Here is a 22,116-nt window from a genome sequence, read left to right on the forward strand (position 1 = left end):
CAGGTGATGCCGAGGGTGGTCAGGGGTTCGCCGGGTGGGGGTTCTCGGTGAAGGCGGTGGCGTGGTCGGTGACCCACTGGCGGAAGGTTCGCGGTGGTGTTCCGAGGATGTCGAATATCGTCGACGTGGTGTACGCCGGGTGTCCCATCGTGGCGTCCCAGGCGGCCAGGAGCATGTCCACCGCCGAGCGTGCGGTTTCCGGAATCTGGCGTCGGAAGTCGTCGGGCGACAGCTCCTCGAACGCGATCGGGCGGCCCAGCGCGTCACCGATGATGCTCACCTGTTGGGCCTGACTGAGTGATTCGGGGCCGGTCAGGACGTAGTCACCGCCTGCGTGCCCGTCCTCGCACAGGGTCCGCGCGACGACCTCGGCCACATCTCGGTCGTCGACGGGGGCCGTCTCGGCCGCGCCGTACGGCCACCGGACCACGCCGTCGCCACGGATGGCGGCGGCCCACCAGGAGAGGGCGTTCGACGCGAACATCCCTGGTCGGATGATCGTCGAGTCGAGTCCGGCGGCCGAGATGAGCCGTTCGATCTCCGCGTGCAACGCCGCCATCGGGTTCGGTTGCTGGAAGAACGGGTGCGGGGTCTGGTGTGGTGCGGACAGGTAGACGACCCGCTGCGCCTGGGCGGCAAGCCGCTCCACGACGGCCGCCGCGGTCTGCGCAGGAGCGGTCCAGACCAGGAAGACCGTACTGACGGCGTGCAGTGCGGCGTCGAGCGATTCGGGCACGGTGAGATCGCCGGTGACGATCTCGACGTTGGTGGGCAGTGTCGCCGCCGTCTCGGAGCGGCGCACGAGGGCGCGGACCGGCACGCCCGCAGCGGTCAGCAGGTCAACGACGCCGCGTCCGACGCGGCCGGTCGCCCCTGTGACAAGTACCGGAGGTCCTCCTGCGGGTGTCATGGCGATCTCACCGTCGTTGATCGAGTGCAGCGGGGTGTCCATCTGTTCCATGTCCCCCATGGAAGCGTTACCAAGTTAAAAAAGCAACTCGGTAACGAATGTTAGTCTGGCAACGTGATCGAGCCGGTCGGGCTACGCGCCCGCAAGAAGCTGCGAACGCGGGACGCGATCGCCGACGCGGCGATCTCGCTGTTCCTGGCGCGCGGGTTCGAGCAGGTATCGGTCTCCGACATCGCCGCCACTGCCGAGGTGTCGAAACCGACCCTGTTCCGCTACTTCGCCACGAAGGAAGACCTGGTCCTGCACCGTTTCGCGGACCACAACGGTGAGGCCGCACGCGTGGTGCGCGACCGTGGGCCCGACACCGCGCCGGTGACAGCGCTGCACAGGCATTTCCGAGCCGGTCTTGATCGCTTCGAGCCGGTCACCGGTCTCAATGATCATCCCGAGGTGGTGGCGTTTCATCGGCTGGTGTTCACCACCCCGAGCCTGGCGGGACGACTCACGCAGTACATGCTCGACGATGAGGCCGCACTGGCCGCCGTCCTCGGCCCGGGCATCGGAGCCCGACTGCAGGCCGCCCAGGTGATCGCGGTTCACCGCGTCCTGGCGCGGACCAACTGGCAGAGGATCGCCGATGGGCGAACCGCGCGCGATGTGCAACCCGAGGCGATCGTCGAGGCGGACCAGGCATTCGCCCAACTGCGCCACGGAACGGGCGACTCCTAGCCCGCCGTGCGGCGGCACACAGAACAGCCCGACACGGCCGAGGACGGTGCCGCCCGCTCACCCTTCGGCGGCGACCGCCGCGATGGCGAAGTGCGGGCGATGGACGCCACCGTCGGGACGCTCCAGGCGCTCGACCTCGGTGAAGCCGGCGCGCGCCAGCCGCTCGGAGATCTCGTCGACCGGCCACCGGTAGGCGGTGGTGACCTTGTGGTCGAAGGCGTCGACCTCGTCGCCGGCGAAGAGGCCGAGCACCAACCTCCCGGACGGGGTCAGGGCACGCCGGAACGCGGTGAGCACGCCGTCGAGTCGCTGCGGTGGCAGGTGGATCAGCGAGTACCAGGCCAGGATGCCGGCGACGGAGTGGTCGGCGACGTCGAGGTCGTCCAGCGACCCCAGGCGGTAGCTGCCGCCGGGATGGGTCGCCCGCGCGTGGGCGATGAACTCGGGGACCACGTCGATGCCCGTGGCGTCGACGCCCAGCGAGCGAAGGTAGTCGGTGAGGTGACCCGGGCCGCAGCCCAGGTCGAGCACCGCACCGGGTCGGCCCCCCAGGTGCCGGCCGATGAGGGCGAGGTCGTCGGCGTCCACCTTCTCCCGCGTGCCGAACAGTTCGATGTAGAGATCCGCGACCGAGGCGTACGCCTGCCGTACCTGTTCCGTGCCCACCGCCCGACTATAGGAACCCCGCACCGGGCGGCGCGCGCGCAACCCCCCGTCCCAAAGATCGTTAGTGCCGAGGGGTGGCCTGGATGTCGCACGGATGGACGGCACGGCTTCTGCGGGATCCGGTGGCCTCACCCCGGGCGGCCTTTCTCGAGCTCTTCTTCGATCTGGCCTTCGTCTTCGCCCTCACCCGTGTCGCACAACGGCTGATCACCGAACTGAACGCCAACGAGCCCGAGCGCGACGTGCTGGGCGGGGCCGCCGAGGCGCTGTTCTTCTTCCTGCTGCTCTGGCTGATCTGGATGCTGGCGGCCTGGGTCACCAGCCTCTACGACCCGGCGCTGGCGTTCGTCCAGGCGCTGGTGATCGTGGTGATGTTCGGCGCGCTGGTGCTGGCCATCGCGATGCCCCACGCGTTCGGCGGTCGAGCCGTGCTGTTCGCCGGCACCTACGTCATCATCCAGCTCGGCCGACCGCTGGCGCTCACCCTGGCGCTGCGCGGCCATCCGCGCCGGATGGTGACCACCCGCATCACGATCTGGACCGCCGTCGCCGCGGTGCCCTGGCTCGTCGGGGTCGCCGTGAGCGAGCACGCCCGGCCCGCGGTCTGGGCCGGCGCCCTGGCCATCGAGTACGTCGGGTTCGCCACCGGCTGGCCGATACCCCGGCTCGGCGCCTCCCGGGTGAACCAGTGGGTGATCAACGGGGTTCATCTGGTGGAGCGCTACCAGCAGGTGTTCCTGATCGCGCTCGGCGAGGCGATCCTGGTGATCGGCCTGGCCTCCAGCGCGGCCCCGATGACCCCCACGGAGATCGCCGGCTTCGTCGTCGCGTTCGCCGTCACCGTGCTGTACTGGCGAATCTACTTCCACCGCTCCGGACACCGGCTCCCCACGGCGATCCGCGAATCGCAGACCCCGGCGCGACTCGGTGAAAGGGCGACCTACGTCCACCTCGTGACGGTCGCCAGCGTGCTGATCACCGCAGTCGGATTCGAACTGGTCATCGCCCACCCCACCGGCGAGGGCACGTTGCCGACGGCCGTCATCGGGCTGGGCGGTCCGGCGCTGTTCCTCCTCGCGCAGGGCTGGGCGGACCACGAGGTCTTCGGGCGGCGCCCCATCCGCCGGCTGGCCGGGGCGCTGGTGCTGGTGGCGGCAGTCCCGGTCGGCGCCCTGCTGCCGGGACTGGCGGTCCTGGTCATGGCCGCCGTGGTGCTCAGTCTCGTCGGTGGGGCAGACACGCTGGCGAGCCACCTGCGAGGTTCACACGGTGATGGCGGGGGTCCGCCCGTCTAGGTCGCCAGCCCGCTGTCCCGGTAGCCAACGCCTGTCGCCGCCTCGTTTCGCACCACCGATCGAGCGCGTCTGCCGAAACGGCGGCGGGCCTCGATGTCGGGTTCGGCGTGCCCGAATCGGGCCAGGACCTCTCACCGCAGCCGTTACGTCTTCTTGCGCAGAAGCACCGAAATCGATTCGGGGTGCGCGACCATCGCGGGTAGAACGACAACCGATTCCAAGGCTTTCTGCTCATAGGACAGGTGAACCGTCCACTGCCCGGACTCATCACACTCTGCTTGATGTCGGGAGTGCCTGCCTGGATCAGCCCAACCGATGTCCCGCGCCCGCACCGCCGTCGCCAGTTCGGCGATCAGCACGGCGATGTCGACATTGATCGGCCGGGTACGAGGCTCGTGCTCCGTACCCCCGGGCCTCTTGACCGACTTCGCGGCGCGCAGCACTGCGTCGTAGGCGACGTTGCCGATAACGCCGGACAGGGCCGCGAGTGCTACCCACTGGACAATCGTCCAGCCCGGGCTCATGCACGGGAACGAATCGGGGTGCCTGGCTCGGAACAGCTGGTACTCGGCCCGCCACCGTCTGCTACTCGCCTCTTTCCAGGCGGCAGCGAGGGCAACAACCTCAGCCTCATCTGCCGGGGATCGCGCGAGAACGTCGATCAACCGTTGCCCAAGCGCCCGCTCTCGTCCTGCAAGCTCCGCCGCTCGCCGCTTCGCTGCTCGTACTCGGATGAGCTTGGGTGCCCAAACGTGGGCCGGGCGTTCCGGCATGAGAGTCAGCGTATCGGTCATCGCCACTTCGGCCTGGCCGCGACGCGTTTCGTCGACCGGGGTTCAGGGTTGCTCGGTGGAAAACCTGAGACGAAGACCGGGGCTGTCACCGGGGCTTCGCCCGGAGCCGGGCGCACGCGGACCACCAGATGATGTTGGGCATGAGACGCGCCGCATTCTTCGTGATCGCCGGGCCGGCCTGCATCGTGGGTTACGGGCTCGTACGCCTGTGGGGGAAGTCCGACGGGACGTACGGCCCGGGGTTCGACTGGCAGGCCGCGCACCTGGTCGCCCTGGCGGGCATGGTGTGCTTCGTGCCGGCGGTGCTGGCGCTGGCCGGCCTGCTGCGCCCCAGCCCGTGGCGCACCGGCCTGGTCGCCGTCACGCTTGTCGGGCTCGCCGCCACGATGGTGCAGTTCGGGGCGGACATCGTCGAGGGGCTGCTGGCCGCCGACCGGGCCGAGATGTCGGCGCTCGGCGCGGACTTCAAGGACATCCCCGGCGTCGAGGTGGTCGTCTACGACGTCGTACCGCAGCTGTTCTTTGTCGGTCTGGTCGTCCTGGCGGGCATGCTCGCCGCCCAGAGGCGGCTGCCGTGGTGGAGCGTCGCGCTGTTGCTGGTCGGCACCGTCCTGCCGGCCGTCACGCTCGACCTGCTGCCGCTCGGCGGTCTCGGCATGCTGGTGGCGCTCGCGCCGGCGGTGCCGGCGCTGCGGCGGCCCGCCCCGAGAGCCAGTCTGGAAACCGTAATTTGACCTTGCCAACCGAAGTCGTTCTGAGCTGCTGAGATAGCGCTCTCTCGGATGGTGCGAGACGCCTTGACGGGTCGGGGATCGAGCCGCGACGATGCAGGCACACCACCACCCGGCGTGATCGGCGCACGTCGTCCCCGCACCCGCGAAAGGACCTACCCGTGCGCAGATCCCTGCGAGCGTGGTTCGGCGCCGCGCTGAGCGCGATCCTCGTGCTGGGCGGCGTCGTCGCCACGCCACCCGCCGCCAGCGCAGCGCCGTTCACCGTGCTGGTGTTCAGCAAGACCGCCGGCTTCCGGCACGGATCCATCACCCCCGGCATCACAGCGATCCAGCAGCTCGGCGCCGCCAACGGGTTCACCGTCGAGGCCACCGAGGACGCGGGCCAGTTCACCGACGCCAACCTGGACCGGTTCGCGGCGGTGATCTGGCTGTCCACCACCGGTGACGTCCTCAACGCCGCCCAGCAGGCCGCGTTCGAGCGCTACATCACCGGCGGCGGCGGCTACGTGGGCGTGCACTCCGCGTCCGACACCGAGTACGACTGGCAGTGGTACGGCGGGCTCGTCGGCGCGTACTTCGCCTCGCACCCGGCGGAGCAGACCGCCACCGTCACGGTCGCCGACCAGGCGCACCCGTCCACGCGGGGGCTGCCGCAGCGGTGGAGCCGGTTCGACGAGCTGTACAACTACCGCACCAACCCCCGGGGCGCTGTGCACGTGCTGGCCACCCTCGACGAGAGCACCTACACCGGCGGCAGCATGGGGTACGACCACCCGATCTCCTGGTGCCAGAACTACTCCGGCGGGCGGGCCTGGTACACCGGCCTCGGCCACACCGACGCCTCGTACACCGACACGGCCTTCCGCCAGCATCTGCTCGGCGGCATCCAGACCGCCGCCGGGGCGGTAGACGCCGACTGCGGCCCCACGGTCACCACCAACTTCCAGCAGGTGGAGCTGGCCAAGGGCGCGGCCGAGACGGGCGAGCCGATGAGCCTCACCGTCCTGCCCGACCGGGGCGTGCTGCACACGTCGCGCAACGGTGTCATCCGGCACACCGACGCCGCCGGCAACACCAAGGTCGCCGCCACCCTGGCCGTCTACAGCGGCGACGAGGAGGGGTTACAGGGCATCAAGGCCGACCCCAACTTCGCCACCAACCGCTGGGTGTACGCCTACTACGCGCCACCGCTGAGCACGCTCGGCGGTGGCGCGCCTGCGGAGGGCACGCCTGCCGACTTCGCCGTCTGGGACGGCGTCAACCGGCTGTCCCGCTTCACAGTGAACGCGGACAACACCATCAACCTGGCCAGTGAGACGCTGATCCTCAACGTGCCCACCAGCCGGGGCATGTGCTGCCACGTCGGCGGCGACATGGACTTCGACGCGGCCGGCAACCTGTACCTGTCCACTGGCGACGACACCAACCCGTTCGACTCGGCCGGGTTCACCCCGATCGACGAGCGGGCCGGCCGTAACCCGGCCTTCGACGCGCAGCGCACCGCGGCGAACAGCAACGACCTGCGCGGCAAGGTGCTGCGCATCAAGCCGAGCACGGCGGGCGGTTACACCATCCCGGCCGGCAACATGTTCGCGCCCGGCACCGCGCGGACGCGCCCGGAGATCTACGCGATGGGGTTCCGCAATCCGTTCCGGATGAGCGTGGACAAGGCCACCGGTGTCGTCTACCTCGGTGACTACGGCCCCGACGCGGGCACCGCCGACCCGAACCGGGGGCCGGCGGGCAACGTGGAGTTCGCCCGCGTCGACCGCCCGGGTTTCTACGGCTGGCCGTACTGCACCGCCCGCAACGACGCCTACAACGACTACACGTTCCCGTCCGGGCCGTCCGGGGCGAAGTTCAACTGTGCCGGTGGGCCGGTCAACAACTCACCCAACAACACAGGCATCACCCAGCTACCGCCGGCGGTGCCGGCCTGGCTGCCGTACGGCGGATCCGGCTCGCCGCCGGAGTTCACAGGCGGTGGGCTGTCACCGATGGCCGGCCCGGTCTACCGGTACGACCCGAACAACACCTCCGCCGTGGCGTTCCCGCAGTACTACGACGGCACCTTCTTCGCCGGTGAGTTCGGCCGCCGCTGGATCAAGAACGTCAAGCTCGACGCGTCCGGCCAACCCTTGAAGATCAACCCGTTCCCGTGGACCGGCACGCAGGTCATGGACATGGAGTTCGGCCCGGACGGCGCGCTCTACGTGCTCGACTACGGCACCGGCTGGTTCAACGGCGACGCCAACTCGGCGCTCTACCGCATCGAGTACGCCCGCGAGGGCAGAGCGCCCGTCGCGAAGGTGTCCGCCACCCCGACCAGCGGCACCGCGCCGCTGACCGTCGCCTTCTCCTCGGCCGGCACCCTCGACCCGGACGGCGACCCGTTCACCTACGCCTGGGACTTCGACAACAACGGCACCACCGACTCCACCGCGCCGAACCCGAGCTTCACGTACACCACCAACGGAACCCGCAGTCCGACCCTGACGGTCCGGGACACCACAGGCAAGAGCGCCACCGCGAGTGTGGTCGTCACCGTCGGCAACAGCGCCCCGGTCGTCACCGTCAACACCCCGTTGAACGGGCAGATCTTCGCCTTCGGGGACGCGGTGCCGTTCAGCGTCACCGTCACCGACGCCCAGGACGGCACCATCAACTGCGCACGGGTGAAGGTGAACTACGTCCTCGGGCACGACTCGCACGGCCACCAGCTCGGCAGCGCGCAGGGCTGCTCCGGGGTCATCCAGACCTCGGCAGACGGCGAGCACGACACGGCGGCCAACATCTTCGGCATCATCGACGCCGAGTACACGGACCTGGGCGGGGGCGGCCAGCCCGCGCTGACCACGCACACCCAGGCGGTGCTGCAACCACGCGTACGCCAGGCCGAGCACTTCGGCGACTCCTCGGGTGTCCAGATCGTCGCCGGGGCGGCGGGACACGGCGGCGCGGCGGTCGGCTACGTCGACAACAACGACTGGATCTCGTTCCGCCCCTACAACCTGACCGGCGTCCAGTCGTTCAGCGCCCGGGTCGGCGCACCGGCCGGCGGCGGCGGGACGCTGGAACTGCGCGTCGACTCGCCCACCGGGCCGCTTGTCGGTTCGGCCACCGTGGTCCCCACCGGTGGGTACGCCACCTTCGCCACTGTCACCGGCGGGGTCACCGCGCCGACCGGCACCCGTACGCTGTTCCTGGTCTTCAAGGGCGCCGGGCCGTGGTTCGACATCGACGAGTTCACCCTCTCCGCCAGCCCTGGCGGTCCCGGGCCCGACCCGGACCCCGAACCGACCGGCAACCTGGCGCGGGGCAAGCCGGCGCGGGCGTCCAGCTTCGAGGGGGCCTACACCGCGGCGAACGCGTTCGACGGCGTCGCCGGCACCCGCTGGGGCAGCGCCTTCGGCGACCCACAGTGGATCGACGTGGACCTGGGCGCCACGTACGCGCTCAGCCGGGTCAAGCTCACCTGGGAGGCGGCGTACGGCAGCGGGTACCAGATTCAGACCTCGACGGACGGCGTCACCTTCACCACCATCCGCACGGTCACCGGTGGCGACGGAGGCGTGGACGACCTGACCGGGCTCACCGGCTCCGGCCGGTACGTCCGGCTCCTCGGCACCGCCCGCGGCACGGCGTGGGGGTACTCGCTCTACGAGTTCGAGGTGTACGGGGCCACCGGCAACCCGACCGGCGGCAACCTGCTGCTGAACAAGCCGACGTCGACGTCCAGCACCGAGGGGGCCGATGTGACAGGCGCACAGGCCGTCGACGGCAACCTCACCACCCGCTGGTCGAGCACCTTCTCCGACCCGCAGTGGATCCGCGTCGACCTCGGCAGCCCGACCGCGATCGGGCGGGTCAAGCTCGCCTGGGAGGCGGCGTTCAGCAGCGCGTACCAGATCCAGACCTCCACCGACGGCACCACCTGGACCACCGTGAAGACGGTGACCGGGGCCGACGGTGGCGTGGACGAGCACAGCGGCCTCGACGCCAACGGTCGCTACCTACGGATCTACGGCACGGCCCGGGCGACCGGTTACGGCCACTCGCTCTGGGAGGTGGAGGCCTACACGAGCTGAACCACCACCTGAGTCTGCCCTCACCGCCGATTGGGCGGTGGGGGCGGACTCGCCTCGATCACGTGATGCCCAGTAGCTTCGGTGGTCCCCTGACACCTACTCCTCATCACGTGATCACGGCGGGCCCCTGCGCGTGGTCCGCCCCGGGCGGGCGCTGGTCTTGAGGAGCGAGCGGCTAGGCGTAGGCGCGCGGCTCGGCGATTGTGCACATGAGGGATTTTTAGTAACGCCGCACCCGGTACGCCTGGCCTGTCGACCTGCGGGTGCCGCAACCCTGACGGGTCGAGAGGTGTCGAGCCGCGTCGAACCGCGCTGGCGGTGGCGATGGGCGCACCTTCAGGCACAGGTTGACGGTATATACCGGCCGACGTAATCTACATGCATGACATCGATGCAGGAGCCGACGTTCCTGATTCTCACTGCGTTGGCGACCGGGCCCAAGCACGGCTACGGCGTGACTCAGGAGGTCGCCGAACTCTCCGAGGGAACGGTGAAGCTGCGGGCCGGCACCCTCTACGGAGCCCTCGACCGCCTGGTGGAGCAGGAACTCGTCATGGTCGACCGGCAGGAGATCGTCGACGGGCGGCTTCGTCGCTACTACCGGCTCACCGACGCGGGTGCCGGCAAGCTTGCCGAGCAGGCCCGCCGCCTGCGCAAGCACGCGGAGGCGGCGGAAAGCCGGCTACAGGCGCGACCGAACGTGGCGTTCGGATTCACGGCAACCCCGTTCGGGGTTCGCCCATGACCGCCTGTGGGGAGGTCATGCGGGAGCTGTCGGCGCGCGTTCGGCTGGAACGCTGGTACCGGCGGCTGCTGTGGGCATATCCGATCGGGTACCGCCGCGCCCACGGCGAGGAGATTCTCACCATGCTCATGGACTCCGCCGAGCCGGGCCGTCGGATGCCCGCCCGCGCCGACGTGGTGGATTTGGTGCGCGGGGCGGTGCGGCAGTGGTTCCGGCTGCCGATCGGCCGTATGGCGGTGGTGGCGGCCCTGCTATCGGCCGTGATCCTCGGAGCCGTAGGAGCAGGCGTGGGCTCGTGGCTGGCCTGGCAGGCGGCCGCGCTGCCGTCCGACGCATCGGCCATCCACACTGCCGAAACGGTTCGGGGTGCCCCGTTGCGGGCACCCAAACTCGGTCGTGATGACTGGTTGGGAAATCCCCAAAGCAATGGTGTCAACGTCGCCGACGAGCAGTCATCAGATTGGACGCTCGAAGCAGCGAAGGCCCGCCTGCAGGCCGAGGGCTGGACCCCTGGCGGCAGCGAGATGTACTCCGGCGCCCCGGTCATCCGAGGTGGTAGGCAGATGGAGGCGGCCTCTGAAGAGTTCTACGCGATCAAGGATGGCGCCGTCGTCACCGTATCCGCCGTCACTATTCTGACGCCCGATGCGGGGGGTACGAGTCTGGCGACTCACCTTGGGGTAACCGCGCCGCGCTGGGAACCGGTGGCGATCATGCTGGGCGGACTCGTCGGCGCCGTCATCGGCTGGCTCCTCACCGGCTGGGCCGGGTATCGCCTGCGACGCCGAACATTGCCTCGCCGGCTGACCGTCGCCGTCCTCAGCCTCAGCGCGCTGTGGCTCGCCGCCGGACCCACCATCGGCCTGTACGAAAGGCTGGCCGACTTGGCCTTCCCCGGATCTGAACCCCAACCGGCTGACCCGGCCTACTTCTGGCTGTTTCTCGATCACCGCGCCCAACAACTGCACGGAGCACTGGCCATGGGACTTGCGATCCTGGTCGTAGCCGCCATGAGCCGCCGCCACCCCGAAGCGCGGCCCACCGCAACGGTGACCTAACAGTCATCCCGGCTCAGTCGGCCGAACCCGCTGGCTGAGCCGGGACCGTGCCCCTCGCTCCCATCACTCTGGTACCGCGACATCGGGTTCTCGTCCGCACCGTGCCCACCGGCGAAGTGTTCACCTCCGCCAACGGCCGTCGGATTGTCAGCATCGGCCTGGTGGTGGCGGTTGGCGGTAGCGCTTTCCAGATGCTCGGGTTCGCCGCCGGCAAGGCCATCATCGCCCGCTCCGCCGCGGCCGGCCACGTTCGTCACTCAGCTGCTGGGCGTCGGTGCGGGCTTCCGGGTGAACGGCCACGGATACTCCCCGAACAGGTTGGTGCACGCCGTGAGCATTCCCTGTCGGGCGTCGGCCAGGCGTTGATTGGCGGGTCCCGTGTCCACAGTGGGGTCGTTCTTCACCCAGAGGTCGCCGGCTTCCTTGGCCGCCGATCCCAGCCGCTGACCCGCCTCCCGGACGGCGGGATCGCTCGAGTCGATGGAGGCCATCGCGGTGGTCGCGTCCCCGATGGGGGAATCCTTTGCCTCGATGCTGCGGACCACGCGCGTGCACGCGGCGGCGGCCGCCTTGTCCGATGGCGTGGTGGAGCTGGGGGCGGGGGAGGGCGCTTCGGCGGGGGAGCAGGCGGTCAGCAGCAGCAGCGAGGCGACAACGAGGGTGCGGTTCACGGCAGGGAGCTTAAACGATCTTCAGGTCCTGATGCCGACCCCTTACGACCTGCTCGTCCTGGCCGGCACGTCACTGCTCGACCGGAGGGAGGCGCTGCGCCGGGTCACTCCGGGCCGCGACGGGAACACGAGCAGCCGGTGGGCGGTAGGGCGAAAGGCCAGTCAGTCATCCGCGGCCACGATCTGCACCACCGTCTGGTTCGTGCGGTCGACGAGTAGGAACTCATGGAATTCGTTGTGCACGCCACCCCAGTCGTGAAAGGCGTCCGGACCGATGTCTCGTAGCAGGTAGATCCCGTCGGCAGCACGCAACGGCTGGTACACCTCCTGCCGCAGTTCCGCCGTGAGGTGTTCGGGTACCGGTGCGAACTGTTCCGACCAGAAACGCAGGCGTCGTTCCGCGAGCTCGGGATCGATCGGGTCGTAGCAGTCGGGCGTGATCCGCTCACGCCAGTACGGTCCATGTCGATCCGGGTCACCGCCGGGCTCGGGCCCGGTGGCGTAGTTGTCGCCGAACCACTCGTGGTTGATCAGCGCGGCGACGAGGCCACCGTCGGGCTCGTCGATCGCGGTAATTCCGAATCGCTTGACGTCCACCCACTGAAATGTCTGATTGCGGAAGTTGATGAAATGGTGGCCAGTGGATACGAGGGGGGCTGTCATCTCACGTCCCGGTCACCGGCAGCGGGGTTGGGCCGCTTGGCCACTGGTTCCGGTTGGCCCTGCGGTTCGACGTTTCGCCACAGCGTCAGCATGACGCCATGGTGGCCTACCGTTCTCGCCCCGACAACCCTGCGCGCTGCGAGCTGTTGCGACGTCAGTCGTCGGCGACGGCGACCGGCTCCGCGCCGATGCACCGGACCTTCAACTCGTGCCTGCCGGCCGAGCCCTCGAACGTGACCTCGACGTCGTCGTCCGGACCCCGGTCCACGTCGCGCACCCGGTAGCCCTGCGCGGGCGCCCAGGAGACGAGGCGTACGCCGGCGGGACCGCACTCGGCCACGGCCGTGCCGCCGTCGGTGGCGAAACTGCGGCGTACGCCGGCATCGGGGCTGGGCGCGGTGCTCGCGGTGCCGGCCGGCGTGACGGCTGTCGGGGCGGCGGACGTCGCTTCCGGCGCGGCGAGCGCCCGTTCGATCTCGGCCTCGCTGCGCACCCCACCCGGTGTGCCGGTGAGGCTCTCGCCCACCAGACGGATCGCGCCCAACCCGATCAGGGTCGCCACGGCGACCGTGGCCACCCACCCGACGGCGACGAGAAGCGAACGACGGCCCATGACACGACTATCTCCGATCCGTCCTTGTCGCCGGCACATCCGGAGGCTAAGGCATGGTTAACGTGCGCGTCGCTGCCGGCGGGAGCCGTTAGCCTGCCGGGTGTGGCCCGCCTGCTGCTCATCGAGGACGACCTGACCATCCGTACCCCGCTGATCCGTGCCCTGCGGGAACGTGGCCACGCGGTGGCCGCGGCCTCGACCGCGATGGCCGGGCTGCGCGACGCCCTGGAGGACCGGCCCGACCTCGTCGTGCTCGACCTGGGCCTGCCCGACCTGGACGGACGCGAGCTGCTGCGGATGCTGCGCGCGGTCAGCTCGGTGCCTGTCATCGTGGCCACGGCCCGCGACGACGAGACCGAAATCGTCCGGGTGCTCGACGCGGGTGCCGACGACTACGTGGTCAAGCCGTTCACCGCCGCGCAGCTCGACGCCCGTGCCCGGGCGGTGCTGCGGAGGGGCCCCGCCGGCGCCGACGCGCAGGAGGTGGCCCTCGTCGTCGGCGGGCTGCGTGTCGACAGCCGGTCCCGGCAGGTCACCCTGGACGGCACGCCTGTGGAGCTGACGCCGCGCGAGTTCGACCTGCTGCACCACCTGGCCGGGCGGCCCGGCCAGGTGGTCACCAAACGCGAGCTGCTCACCGAGGTCTGGCAGATTCCGTACGGCGGCGCCGACAAGACCGTCGACGTGCACCTGTCCTGGCTGCGCCGCAAGCTGGGGGAGAGCGCCCAGCAGCCGCGCTACCTGCACACCGTGCGCGGCGTCGGGGTACGGCTGGAGGCGCCGTGAGGGCGCGGCTCGCGCTGCTGGTCGCGGCGGTCAGTGTGCTCACGCTCATCGCGTTCCTGGTGCCGCTGGCGTTGCTCGTCCGTACCGTCGCCCAGGACCGGGCCACCGTGCGGGCCACCGCCGACGCGCAGAGCCTCGTACCGGTGGTCGGGACCGCCGACGCCCCGACCATCAGGCTCACCGTCGAGCAGCTCGCCGCGGAGTCCGGTCGACAGGTGAGCGTCTTCCTGCCCGACGGTACGGTGCTCGGCGCCCAGGCGCCCCGTACGCCCGCGGTGGCCCTGGCCGCGCGGGGGCAGAGCCTCACCGGGGAGTCGGCGGCCGGCCGGGAGGTGGTCATAGCCGTGCAGGGCCGGGCGGACGGCACCGGGGTGATCCGGATCGTGGTGCCACGGCAGGAGCTGACTGCCGGGGTGACCCGGGCCTGGCTGGTGCTGGCGCTGCTGGGTGTGGTGCTGGTGCTGATCGGGTTGGCGGTCGCCGACCGGCTGGCGCGCACGCTGGTCCGGCCGATCAGCGACCTCTCCGCCGTGTCGCACCGCCTGGCGAATGCCGAGTTGGACGCCCGGGTCACTCCCGCGGGTCCGGCGGAGCTGCGCGAGGTGGCCGGCGCTCTCAACCACCTGGCCGGCCGGATCCAGGTCCTCCTGGTGCAGGAGCGCGAGCAGGTCGCGGACCTGTCGCACCGGTTGCGGACACCCCTGACGGCGTTGCGCCTGGAGGCGGAGTCGCTGCGCGACCCGGACGACGCGGCGCGGATCACCACCGCCGCCGACGGGCTCGAACGGGCGGTCACCGGTCTGATCCAGCAGGCCCGTTGGCGTCGCGCGCCGGCGCCGGGCACGGCCGCGTCGGATGCCGCGGCGATCGTCGCGGACCGGGTGGCGTTCTGGTCGGTGCTGGCCGAGGACACCGGTCGGGCGGTCCGCCTCGACCTGGCCCCCGGCCCGCTCACCGTCGGGGTGCCCGCCGACGACCTGACGGCCGCCGTGGACGCGCTGCTCGGCAACGTCTTCGCGCACACACCCGACGGCACCCCGTTCGCCGTCCGGCTCGCGAGCGAGAACGGGGAGGTGCTGCTCACCGTCGCCGACGAGGGGCCGGGCATGCCGTCGGGCGCGGTCCGGCGGGGTGCCAGCGCGGTCGGGTCGACCGGTCTCGGCCTGGACATCGCCCGTCGCGCCGCGCAGGCCGGCGGCGGCCGGCTGGAGCTGCGGACCGGGCCGCGGGGCGGGGCGCAGGTGCTGCTTCGCCTCGGTCCGTCGAGGTCGGGGCGGGAGGCTCCGTCGAGGTCGGGGCGAGAGGCATAGCCGCTGCGCTGCGGGGTAGCTGCCATCCATGGCGCGGTATACGAAACCCGAGCTCAGAGAACAGATCAAGGAAGAGATCAAGGCGTCCGACAAGGGCGGTCGGCCGGGTCAGTGGTCGGCGCGAAAGTCACAACTGGTCACCCAGGAGTACAAGAAGCGCGGCGGGGGATTCCTGGGCGAGAAGGACGAGCGGCAGAAGTCGCTCCAGCGCTGGGGCAACGAGAAGTGGCAGACGAAGGAGGGCGACACCCGCGCCCGCAAGGGCGACACGACGAGTCGTTACCTGCCCAAGAAGGCGTGGGACGAGATGTCGGAGAGCCAGAAGCGCGCGACCGACACCAAGAAGCGCGAAGCGTCCCGATCCGGCAGGCAGTACGTGGCCAACACCGGGCCGGCCAAGAAGGCGCGTCGAGACGCCACCACGGCCGGCCGCATGTCGGAGATGTCGGTCGCCGAGGCGGCCAAGCTGGTCCGTGGCCTCGACATCCGGCAGCTCAGGACCGCGCTGCGCAACGAGCACGCCGGCAAGGACCGCAAGACGCTCGTCCAGCGACTCGAGGCCGAACTCAACAGGCGCGGGTGACCCTGCGGTACGGCGGCTGGCGCACCGGGTAGCTCAGGGAGCCTGACGCGCGGCCTCGAAGCCCGTCGAGGTGATCCGGTCGTCCTGTCGGCGGCGCAGGATCTGTACCTCGGTGGTGGCCTCGGTGCCCGTCAACGGCAGGACTCCCACCGAGGCGGGCGCCACGGCGGAGATGCTCGCCGGCGCGATCGTCACCCCGAGGCCTGCCGCGACCAGGTGCGCCACAGTGGCCCAACTGGTGGCCTCCTGGACGATGTTCGGTGTGTAGCCGGCTTCCAGACACGGCCGGAGATTGCGCTGGTAGGCCCGCTCGCCGGCCACCCGGGGGAAGAAGACGAACGGGTCGTCGCGCAGCACGGCGGCGTCGAGCGCGAGGTCTCCCGCGTGCGGGTGATCGGCCGGCAGGACGGCGACGAAGGATTCGGTGGCGAACGTGGTGCCGACCAGGTCGTCGTGGTCGTCCGCGTCCCGAACCACGCCGAGATCGACCTCGCCGTTCAACAACCGGTCGACGATGTGCGCCGTGTACGCCTCGTGCAGGCGCAGGTGGACGGCCGGATGGCGTTCGCGGAATCGACGGATCGGCCCCGCCAGCCCGAGCGGGATCGCCGAACTGACGAAACCGATGTCGAAGCGCCCCTGCTCCCCGCGCCCGATCCGGCCCGCCTCCTGCACGTCGTCGGCCACGGTGGCCAGCAGCCGCCGGCACCGGTCCAGATACGCCTCGCCCGCGGGCGTCAGCGCCACCGACCGGGAGGTACGCACGAACAGCGGCGTGCCGATCATCGCCTCGAGTTGGCGGATCTGCTGCGACAGCGGTGGCTGGGCCATCCGCAGGCGCACCGCGGCCCGGCCGAAATGGAGCTCCTCGGCGACCGCGACGAAGTAGCGCAGGTGGCGCAACTCGGGTTCCATACTTCGAGGATACGGATGACCCCGAACAAGATATTGGACGTTCGAATGGCGGTGGCCGGAGAATCGAACCATGAAGCCGAGCACGCTGACCATCACGTCGATGACGACCGCTGCGGAGGCCGAGGCCTTCCGGACGCTGAACGAGGAATGGATCTCCCACTTCTTCACCATCGAGGAGTCGGACCGCAAGACGCTCAACGACCCCTTCGCCGCCATCGTCGACCCCGGTGGCGACGTGCTGATCGTCCGCGACGGCGGGGAGATCATCGGCTGCGTCGCCCTGGTCCGCAGCTCGGACGAGGTCTTCGAGCTGTCGAAGATGGCGGTGCTCCCGTCGGCGCGCGGCAAGGGCCTCGGCCGCCAGCTCATCGAGGCCGCGATCGAGCGCGCCCGCCAACTCGGCGCGACCACCCTGTTCCTGGGCAGCAACACCAGGCTCGCGAACGCGGTGCACCTCTACGAGACCGCCGGTTTCCAGCACGTCAGCCCGGAACAGATCCCGCTGCCGCCGTACGCCCGCGCCGACGTCTTCATGAAGATGGCGCTCTGACCACGTCCGGCCGACGCGGAGTTCCGGAGCCCGGCGCGGGCTTAACCCCGCCTTAGCGTTCGGACAGCGCGGCGCTATCCCCGTTCAGCCGATCCTCGGAGTCGACAACCGAGGAGAGGTGGACACACGATGAAGCGCACCAATCTGCTTCTGGCGACGGTCGGCGGCTCGGCGGTGCTGGCGGTGGCCGGGGTCGCGCTGGGCGTCGCGGCCGCGAACGACACGCCGACCGGCGACACGGCACTCGCCGCCGCCACTGTCGCTCCGACGGGCACGGACGCGCCGGACGACAGCGCCACCACCGCCGCGCCGGGCACCACCGGCACGCCGACGGCCGAAACCCCATCGGGTACGCAGTCGAGCGGCTCGTCGTCGGCGGGCACCGCGCCGGCGGGCAGCGCCGTCGACGAGAAGCGCGCCGGTGAGATCGCGCTCGCCAGGGCCGGTGGCGGCCAGATCGTCGAGGTCGAGGCCGAGCAGGAGAACGGCAGGCCGGTGTGGAGCGTCGAGATCGTCGCCGGCGACACCGAGCACGAGGTGGACGTCGACCGGGACAACGGTTCGGTGGTGAAGGCCGAGCAGGAGCCGATCGACGCCGATGACAAGAACGACGCCGATGAGAACGACGACGACGCCGATGACCAGGACGACGACGACTGACCGTCAGTTGCCGCCGCCCGTTCCGGGGATCTCCCGAAGCGGGCGGCGGCTCTTGTCGTGGCCTCAGACGGCGACGCGTTGCTCCTGGATCGTCGGCTCGTCCTGGTCGAACTGGGTGCGGTACAACTCCCGGTACCGGCCGCCGGCGGCCAGCAGATCGCCGTGTCGCCCACGCTCGACGATGCGCCCGTCCTCGACGACGAGGATCTGGTCGGCCGCCCGGATGGTGGAGAGCCGGTGCGCGATGACCACGCTCGTCCGGCCGGTCAGGGCTTCGGCGAGGGCCTCCTGAACCGCGGCTTCGGAGGTGGAGTCGAGATGCGCCGTGGCCTCGTCGAGGATGACCACGCGCGGACGGGCCAGCAGCAGTCGCGCGATGGTGAGCCGTTGCCGCTCCCCGCCCGACAGCCGGTATCCGCGTTCACCGACGACAGTGTCGAGCCCATCGGGAAGTGTGCGGATCAGGCCGTCGAGGCGGGCCCGCCGGAGCACCTCCCACATCTCGTCCTCGGTCGCGTCCGGCTGGGCGAACGCCAGGTTGGCGCGGATGCTCTCGTGGAACAGATGCCCGTCCTGGGTGACCACACCCAGCGCCGTCCGGATCGACTCGGCGGACAGGTCACGTACGTCGACGTCGGCGAGCTTCACCGCGCCGTCCTCGACGTCGTACAGGCGGGGGAGGAGCTGCGCGATAGTGGACTTTCCCGCCCCGGAGGAGCCGACGAGGGCGACCATCTGCCCCGCCTCGGCGCGGAACGACACCCCGTGCAGCACTTCCTCGCCACCGCGGGCGTCGAGCTTCACCACATCCTCCAGAGAGGCGAGCGACACCTTGTCCGCCGAGGGGTAGCCGAACCGTACCCCGTCGAACTCCACCGCGACCGGCCCGTCGGGAAGCGGGCGGGCGTCGGGCTTGTCGAGGATCAGCGGCGTGAGGTCGAGGATCTCGAACACCCTCTCGAAGCTCACCAGCGCGCTCATCACCTCCACCCGCGCGCTGGCCAGCGAGGTCAACGGCGCGTAGAGGCGCGACAGCAGCAGCGCGAGGGCGACCACGGTTCCGGCGTCGAGGCTGCCCCGCAGGGCGTAGAGGCCGCCCAGCCCGTAGACCAGGGCCAGCGCCAGCGAGCCGACGACTGTCAGCGCGGTGATGAAGACCCACTGGAGCATGGCGGTACGGATGCCGATGTCCCGCACTCGACGGGCCCGCGCCGCGAACTCGGCAGACTCCTCGGCCGGCCGCCCGTACAGCTTGACCAGGGTTGCGCCGGGCGCGGAGAAGCGTTCGGTCATCCGCGTGCTCATGGCCGCGTTGTGCGCGGCAGCCTCGCGCTGCAACTGGGCGAGTTTCGAACCCATGCGGCGTGCCGGGAGGACGAAGATGGGCAGCAACACGAGCGCGAGCACCGTGATCTGCCACGAGAAGCTGAGCATCACCGCCAGCGTCAGTGCCAGGGTGACAGCGTTGCCGACCACGCCGGACAGGGTGTCGCTGAAGGCGCGCTGCGCGCCGATCACGTCGTTGTTCAGGCGGCTGACCAGCGCACCGGTGCGCGTGCGGGTGAAGAACGCCACAGGCATGCGTTGCACGTGGTCGAAGACGGCCGTCCGCAGTTGGACGATGAGCCCCTCACCGATGCTGGCGGAATGGAACCGTGTCACCAGACCCAGGCCGGCCTCGGCCAGGGCGATGACCGCGATCAGCACCGCCAACCGGATCACGACGCCGCTGTCGGCGCCGTCGACGATCGCCTCCACCACCCGTCCGGCGAGGACCGGCGCCGCCACCGTGAGGACCGCCGTCACCACGCTCAACAGCAGGAACCTGACGATCAGGGCCCGGTGCGGCCGCGCGAACTCCGCGATGCGCCTGAGGGTGACACGGGACAGCGGTCGTTCTTCCTGCGCGTTCATCGCGTGGCGCAGTGACGTCCACGCGGTAACTTCCATGCTCATTCGGTACCTCCGCGACGAGGTTAGAACCTCATCCGAGGTTGAGGTCAAGCGAGTTTGCGTGGCGTTCCGGTGCCGCGCCGTCACCTGGACTCGCTTGTCGCCACGCCGCACCGCGGGGCTGCGAGCCGGGCGCGGTCACCCCGCCCGGGCTCGCGACCTCCCGAGGTGGTGGTGCTGTTGAGCGGTATACCGCAGAGGTATGAATATGACTCTGAGGTATACCGCTCACCGCCGGCTGCCCGGGGCGGCACTCGACAGGCGGTGACGGTCAGAGGCCGGCGTGCAGGGTCAGGCTCTGCCGCAGGTGGAGCTTCGGCCGGGATCCGACGATCGAGCCGACGACCTCACCCCGACGGAACACCAGCAGCGTGGGCAGGGACATGACCTGGTAGCGCCGCGTGACCTGCGGGTTCTCGTCGGAATTGAGTTTGGCGATGACCATCCGGTCGCCGAACTCCTGTGCCAGCTCGACGAGGCTCTTCTCGATCATCTTGCAGGGTGGGCACCACTCGGCCCAGAAGTCGACCACGACGGGCCGGTCGCTGGTCAGCACCAGCTCGGCGAACGTGGCGTCGGTGACGGTGGTCAGGGAGCCGACTGTCGTTTCCTGGGGCATGTTTCCTCCCGGTGCGCGATGGCGTGGGTGAGTTGGGTGCGCAACTGCTGACGGACCGCGGTGAGCCGATCGAGGTAGTCGTCGACCTCGGCGAGCTTGCGCCGCAGCACCAGCACGGAATCGGGGCAGACGTCGCCGGACGCGTTGCCCGCCCGCAGGCAGGCGACGAACGGACGGACGTCGTCGAGGCCGAAGCCGACGTCGAGCAGCGCCCGGATCTCCCGGACGACCCGCAGCTCCGCCTCGTCGTAGACGCGGTAGCCGTTGGCCGAGCGCTGTGGGCGTACCAACCCGTGGGCCTCGTAGTAGCGCAGCGTCCGGGTGCTCGTGCCGGCCCGTTCCGCCAGCTCGCCGATCAGCATCAGACCTCCTCGACCAGCCCGTCGCGACCAGGCTAAACCTTGTCGTCAGCGTCAAGGCAAGGTCGCGCGACAGCACGGCTCAGGGCGCCGCGAGGTGACGCCCTGAGCTTCGGTGCGTGCGGTCCCTAGCCGATGCGGAACTGCTGGCCGTAGACGGCGAACGTCAGCGGCGTGTTCAGGTTGAAGTTGCCGTTGTTGAGGAACACCCGCTGGGCGGTGTCGACGCGGGACGTGTCCGAGTGGGCCTCTTCCTTCTTCATCTCGATGACCCGCTCGTCGAGGAACACGTTGAGCCAGGTCCGCTCGTCGCCGCCCTGGGCCGGCGGCTTCGCGCGGGCGAGGGCGCGGCTGCGGATCTGGCGCATGCCCTCGTACCCGTGCATGACCGCCGCGTCGTAGTAGGCGAACTGGCCGAGCGCCCGCACCCCGTCGGTCTTGCCGTCGCGGACCGACGGGTTGAAGTACACCCGGTCCCGTTCGGCCTCCTGCGCCGCCCGGAACACCGAGTCGTTGGCGGCGGTCCGCCAGTCGCGGGGGAAGTTGGGGTCGAGACCGGCGTGCGACGCGGTGCCGTTGACGTTGCGCAGCGCCGGCAGGTACCCGGCCAGTACGTTGCCCGGCTTGCTGCTGGTGTACGCCTCGACCAGTTCGAGCATGTCCCCGGTGCCGGAGCAGAAGCCGATGATGCCTGCGGTGTAGCCGCGGCCGTCGCCGATGTCCTCGATGTAGGAGAACTGCGCGCGCCAGTCGAGCGAGGAGTTCTCCGCCGCCGAGACGAGCTGCATGGCGACATCCTTCTTCGCCGCGTCGTCGAGGTTGGTGCCGGCCGGCACGCTGGCGGTCGGCGTGGGGGTGGTGCCGCCGCCGGGCAGCGTCCACCGCTGGTTGGTGGTGCCGCCGCAGGTCCAGATCTGCAACCGCGCGCCGTTGGCGGTGCTCCGGTCGGTCACGTCGAGGCACTTGCCCGAGGCGGTGTTGACCAGGGCGCCGCTGCTGGCCGTCCACTTCTGGGCACCGGTGTTGTTGCAGTCGTACAGCTGGACCTTGGCGCCGTTGGCTGTCGACGCGGCGGTGACGTCGAGGCACTTGCCGAGCGCGCGGATCGAGTTGTCGGTGTTGCCGACCGTCCACGTCTGGGCCGCGCTGCCGTTGCAGTAGTAGAGCTGCACCGCCGTGCCGTTGGCCGGATTGGCGCCGGCGACGTCGACGCACTTGCCGCCGAGGCCGGTGATCGGGCCGGCGGTCGCGGCGCTTGCCGACGGCAGGCCGTAGCCGACCGCCGCGACGCCGATCAGCAGGGTGCCCACGACGTAGGCGGCTGTTCTCTTGCGCACCATGGTGTTCCTCGGGGAAGGGGCGGCGTGCCGCCGGCCGGTCGGTGCCCGGCGCGGCGATCGGCCCCGGCGGGCACC

The 22,116-nt window shown here is 70.3% G+C and carries 22 protein-coding genes and 1 pseudogene; 12 read left to right on the forward strand and 11 right to left on the reverse strand.

Annotated features, from left to right (window positions below; translation table 11 throughout):
* Positions 1–19: 19 nt before the first annotated feature.
* Positions 20–961, reverse strand: coding sequence for an NmrA family NAD(P)-binding protein (locus ACLQ26_RS23095; RefSeq protein ID WP_425746409.1), 942 nt, complete (start codon positions 959–961; stop codon positions 20–22).
* Positions 962–1,024: 63 nt separating this feature from the next.
* Between ACLQ26_RS23095 and ACLQ26_RS23100 the strand changes: the two genes are divergently transcribed.
* Positions 1,025–1,639, forward strand: coding sequence for a TetR/AcrR family transcriptional regulator (locus ACLQ26_RS23100; RefSeq protein WP_425746410.1), 615 nt, complete (start codon positions 1,025–1,027; stop codon positions 1,637–1,639).
* 57 nt (positions 1,640–1,696) lie between these two features.
* Here ACLQ26_RS23100 and ACLQ26_RS23105 read toward each other — a convergent pair whose 3' ends face one another.
* Complete coding sequence (locus ACLQ26_RS23105; RefSeq protein ID WP_425746411.1) at positions 1,697–2,305, reverse strand: class I SAM-dependent DNA methyltransferase; 609 nt, start codon at positions 2,303–2,305, stop codon at positions 1,697–1,699.
* An 83-nt stretch (positions 2,306–2,388) separates the two neighbouring features.
* Here ACLQ26_RS23105 and ACLQ26_RS23110 point away from each other — a divergent pair, with 83 nt between their 5' ends.
* Positions 2,389–3,600: a low temperature requirement protein A gene (locus ACLQ26_RS23110; protein ID WP_425746412.1), complete on the forward strand. Its 1,212-nt coding sequence runs from the start codon at positions 2,389–2,391 to the stop codon at positions 3,598–3,600.
* Between the two features lie 143 nt (positions 3,601–3,743).
* On the opposite strand, the gene ACLQ26_RS23115 is transcribed toward ACLQ26_RS23110, so the two are convergent.
* Positions 3,744–4,124, reverse strand: a complete 381-nt coding sequence (locus ACLQ26_RS23115; RefSeq protein WP_425746413.1) for a hypothetical protein — start codon at positions 4,122–4,124, stop codon at positions 3,744–3,746.
* Positions 4,125–4,534: 410 nt separating this feature from the next.
* On the opposite strand from ACLQ26_RS23115, the gene ACLQ26_RS23120 reads away from it, so the two are divergent.
* The 5 genes and pseudogenes from ACLQ26_RS23120 to ACLQ26_RS23140 all read left to right on the forward strand — a co-directional run.
* On the forward strand, positions 4,535–5,128 hold the full coding sequence (locus tag ACLQ26_RS23120) for a hypothetical protein (RefSeq protein WP_425746414.1): 594 nt from the start codon (positions 4,535–4,537) through the stop codon (positions 5,126–5,128).
* Positions 5,129–5,286: 158 nt separating this feature from the next.
* A complete protein-coding gene (locus ACLQ26_RS23125) occupies positions 5,287–9,216 on the forward strand; it encodes a ThuA domain-containing protein (protein WP_425746415.1) in 3,930 nt (1,309 codons plus the stop codon).
* A gap of 391 nt (positions 9,217–9,607) precedes the next feature.
* On the forward strand, positions 9,608–9,961 hold the full coding sequence (locus ACLQ26_RS23130) for a PadR family transcriptional regulator (protein ID WP_425746478.1): 354 nt from the start codon (positions 9,608–9,610) through the stop codon (positions 9,959–9,961).
* A complete protein-coding gene (locus ACLQ26_RS23135) occupies positions 9,958–11,019 on the forward strand; it encodes a hypothetical protein (RefSeq protein ID WP_425746416.1) in 1,062 nt (353 codons plus the stop codon). The genes ACLQ26_RS23130 and ACLQ26_RS23135 overlap by 4 nt, the downstream gene beginning before the upstream one ends.
* 89 nt (positions 11,020–11,108) lie before the next feature.
* Positions 11,109–11,264 (forward strand): annotated as a pseudogene (locus tag ACLQ26_RS23140) (DUF2975 domain-containing protein); the annotation flags it as partial.
* A gap of 12 nt (positions 11,265–11,276) precedes the next feature.
* Here ACLQ26_RS23140 and ACLQ26_RS23145 read toward each other — a convergent pair.
* From ACLQ26_RS23145 to ACLQ26_RS23155, 3 genes are all read right to left on the reverse strand, one after another.
* Positions 11,277–11,690: a hypothetical protein gene (locus ACLQ26_RS23145; protein WP_425746482.1), complete on the reverse strand. Its 414-nt coding sequence runs from the start codon at positions 11,688–11,690 to the stop codon at positions 11,277–11,279.
* Positions 11,691–11,852: 162 nt separating this feature from the next.
* The gene (locus ACLQ26_RS23150; protein WP_425746417.1) at positions 11,853–12,287 is read right to left on the reverse strand and encodes a hypothetical protein; all 435 of its coding nucleotides are present in this window, start codon (positions 12,285–12,287) and stop codon (positions 11,853–11,855) included.
* A 220-nt stretch (positions 12,288–12,507) separates the two neighbouring features.
* A complete protein-coding gene (locus ACLQ26_RS23155; protein WP_425746418.1) occupies positions 12,508–12,966 on the reverse strand; it encodes a septum formation initiator in 459 nt (152 codons plus the stop codon).
* A 102-nt stretch (positions 12,967–13,068) separates the two neighbouring features.
* Here ACLQ26_RS23155 and ACLQ26_RS23160 point away from each other — a divergent pair, with 102 nt between their 5' ends.
* The 3 genes from ACLQ26_RS23160 to ACLQ26_RS23170 are packed head-to-tail and all read left to right on the forward strand — an operon-like array spanning position 13,069 to position 15,645.
* Positions 13,069–13,752, forward strand: coding sequence for a response regulator transcription factor (locus ACLQ26_RS23160; protein WP_363684145.1), 684 nt, complete (start codon positions 13,069–13,071; stop codon positions 13,750–13,752).
* Positions 13,749–15,062: an ATP-binding protein gene (locus ACLQ26_RS23165; protein WP_425746419.1), complete on the forward strand. Its 1,314-nt coding sequence runs from the start codon at positions 13,749–13,751 to the stop codon at positions 15,060–15,062. The genes ACLQ26_RS23160 and ACLQ26_RS23165 overlap by 4 nt, the downstream gene beginning before the upstream one ends.
* Positions 15,063–15,090: 28 nt before the next feature.
* Positions 15,091–15,645: a DUF5872 domain-containing protein gene (locus ACLQ26_RS23170; RefSeq protein WP_425746420.1), complete on the forward strand. Its 555-nt coding sequence runs from the start codon at positions 15,091–15,093 to the stop codon at positions 15,643–15,645.
* A 33-nt stretch (positions 15,646–15,678) separates the two neighbouring features.
* Here the strand turns inward: ACLQ26_RS23170 and ACLQ26_RS23175 are convergent, their stop codons facing one another.
* Positions 15,679–16,560 carry a LysR substrate-binding domain-containing protein gene (locus ACLQ26_RS23175; RefSeq protein ID WP_425746421.1) on the reverse strand — a complete coding sequence of 294 codons (882 nt, stop codon included), beginning with the start codon at positions 16,558–16,560 and terminating at the stop codon, positions 15,679–15,681.
* Positions 16,561–16,630: 70 nt separating this feature from the next.
* On the opposite strand from ACLQ26_RS23175, the gene ACLQ26_RS23180 reads away from it, so the two are divergent.
* Positions 16,631–17,110, forward strand: a complete 480-nt coding sequence (locus tag ACLQ26_RS23180) for a GNAT family N-acetyltransferase (protein ID WP_425746422.1) — start codon at positions 16,631–16,633, stop codon at positions 17,108–17,110.
* A gap of 129 nt (positions 17,111–17,239) precedes the next feature.
* Entirely contained in the window at positions 17,240–17,770 is a 531-nt protein-coding gene (locus ACLQ26_RS23185; RefSeq protein WP_425746423.1) for a PepSY domain-containing protein, read from the forward strand.
* A 63-nt stretch (positions 17,771–17,833) separates the two neighbouring features.
* Here the strand turns inward: ACLQ26_RS23185 and ACLQ26_RS23190 are convergent, their stop codons facing one another.
* The 4 genes from ACLQ26_RS23190 to ACLQ26_RS23205 form a co-directional block, all read right to left on the reverse strand.
* The gene (locus ACLQ26_RS23190) at positions 17,834–19,726 is read right to left on the reverse strand and encodes an ABC transporter ATP-binding protein (RefSeq protein ID WP_425746424.1); all 1,893 of its coding nucleotides are present in this window, start codon (positions 19,724–19,726) and stop codon (positions 17,834–17,836) included.
* 268 nt (positions 19,727–19,994) lie between these two features.
* Entirely contained in the window at positions 19,995–20,342 is a 348-nt protein-coding gene (trxA, locus tag ACLQ26_RS23195) for a thioredoxin (protein WP_425746425.1), read from the reverse strand.
* Positions 20,312–20,704: a MerR family transcriptional regulator gene (locus ACLQ26_RS23200; protein ID WP_344353583.1), complete on the reverse strand. Its 393-nt coding sequence runs from the start codon at positions 20,702–20,704 to the stop codon at positions 20,312–20,314. The genes trxA and ACLQ26_RS23200 overlap by 31 nt, the downstream gene beginning before the upstream one ends.
* A gap of 125 nt (positions 20,705–20,829) precedes the next feature.
* A complete protein-coding gene (locus ACLQ26_RS23205; protein ID WP_425746426.1) occupies positions 20,830–22,038 on the reverse strand; it encodes a chitosanase in 1,209 nt (402 codons plus the stop codon).
* Positions 22,039–22,116 lie beyond the last annotated feature (78 nt).

Source organism: Micromonospora sp. DT43, assembly GCF_049841645.1.
Classification (GTDB): domain Bacteria; phylum Actinomycetota; class Actinomycetes; order Mycobacteriales; family Micromonosporaceae; genus Micromonospora.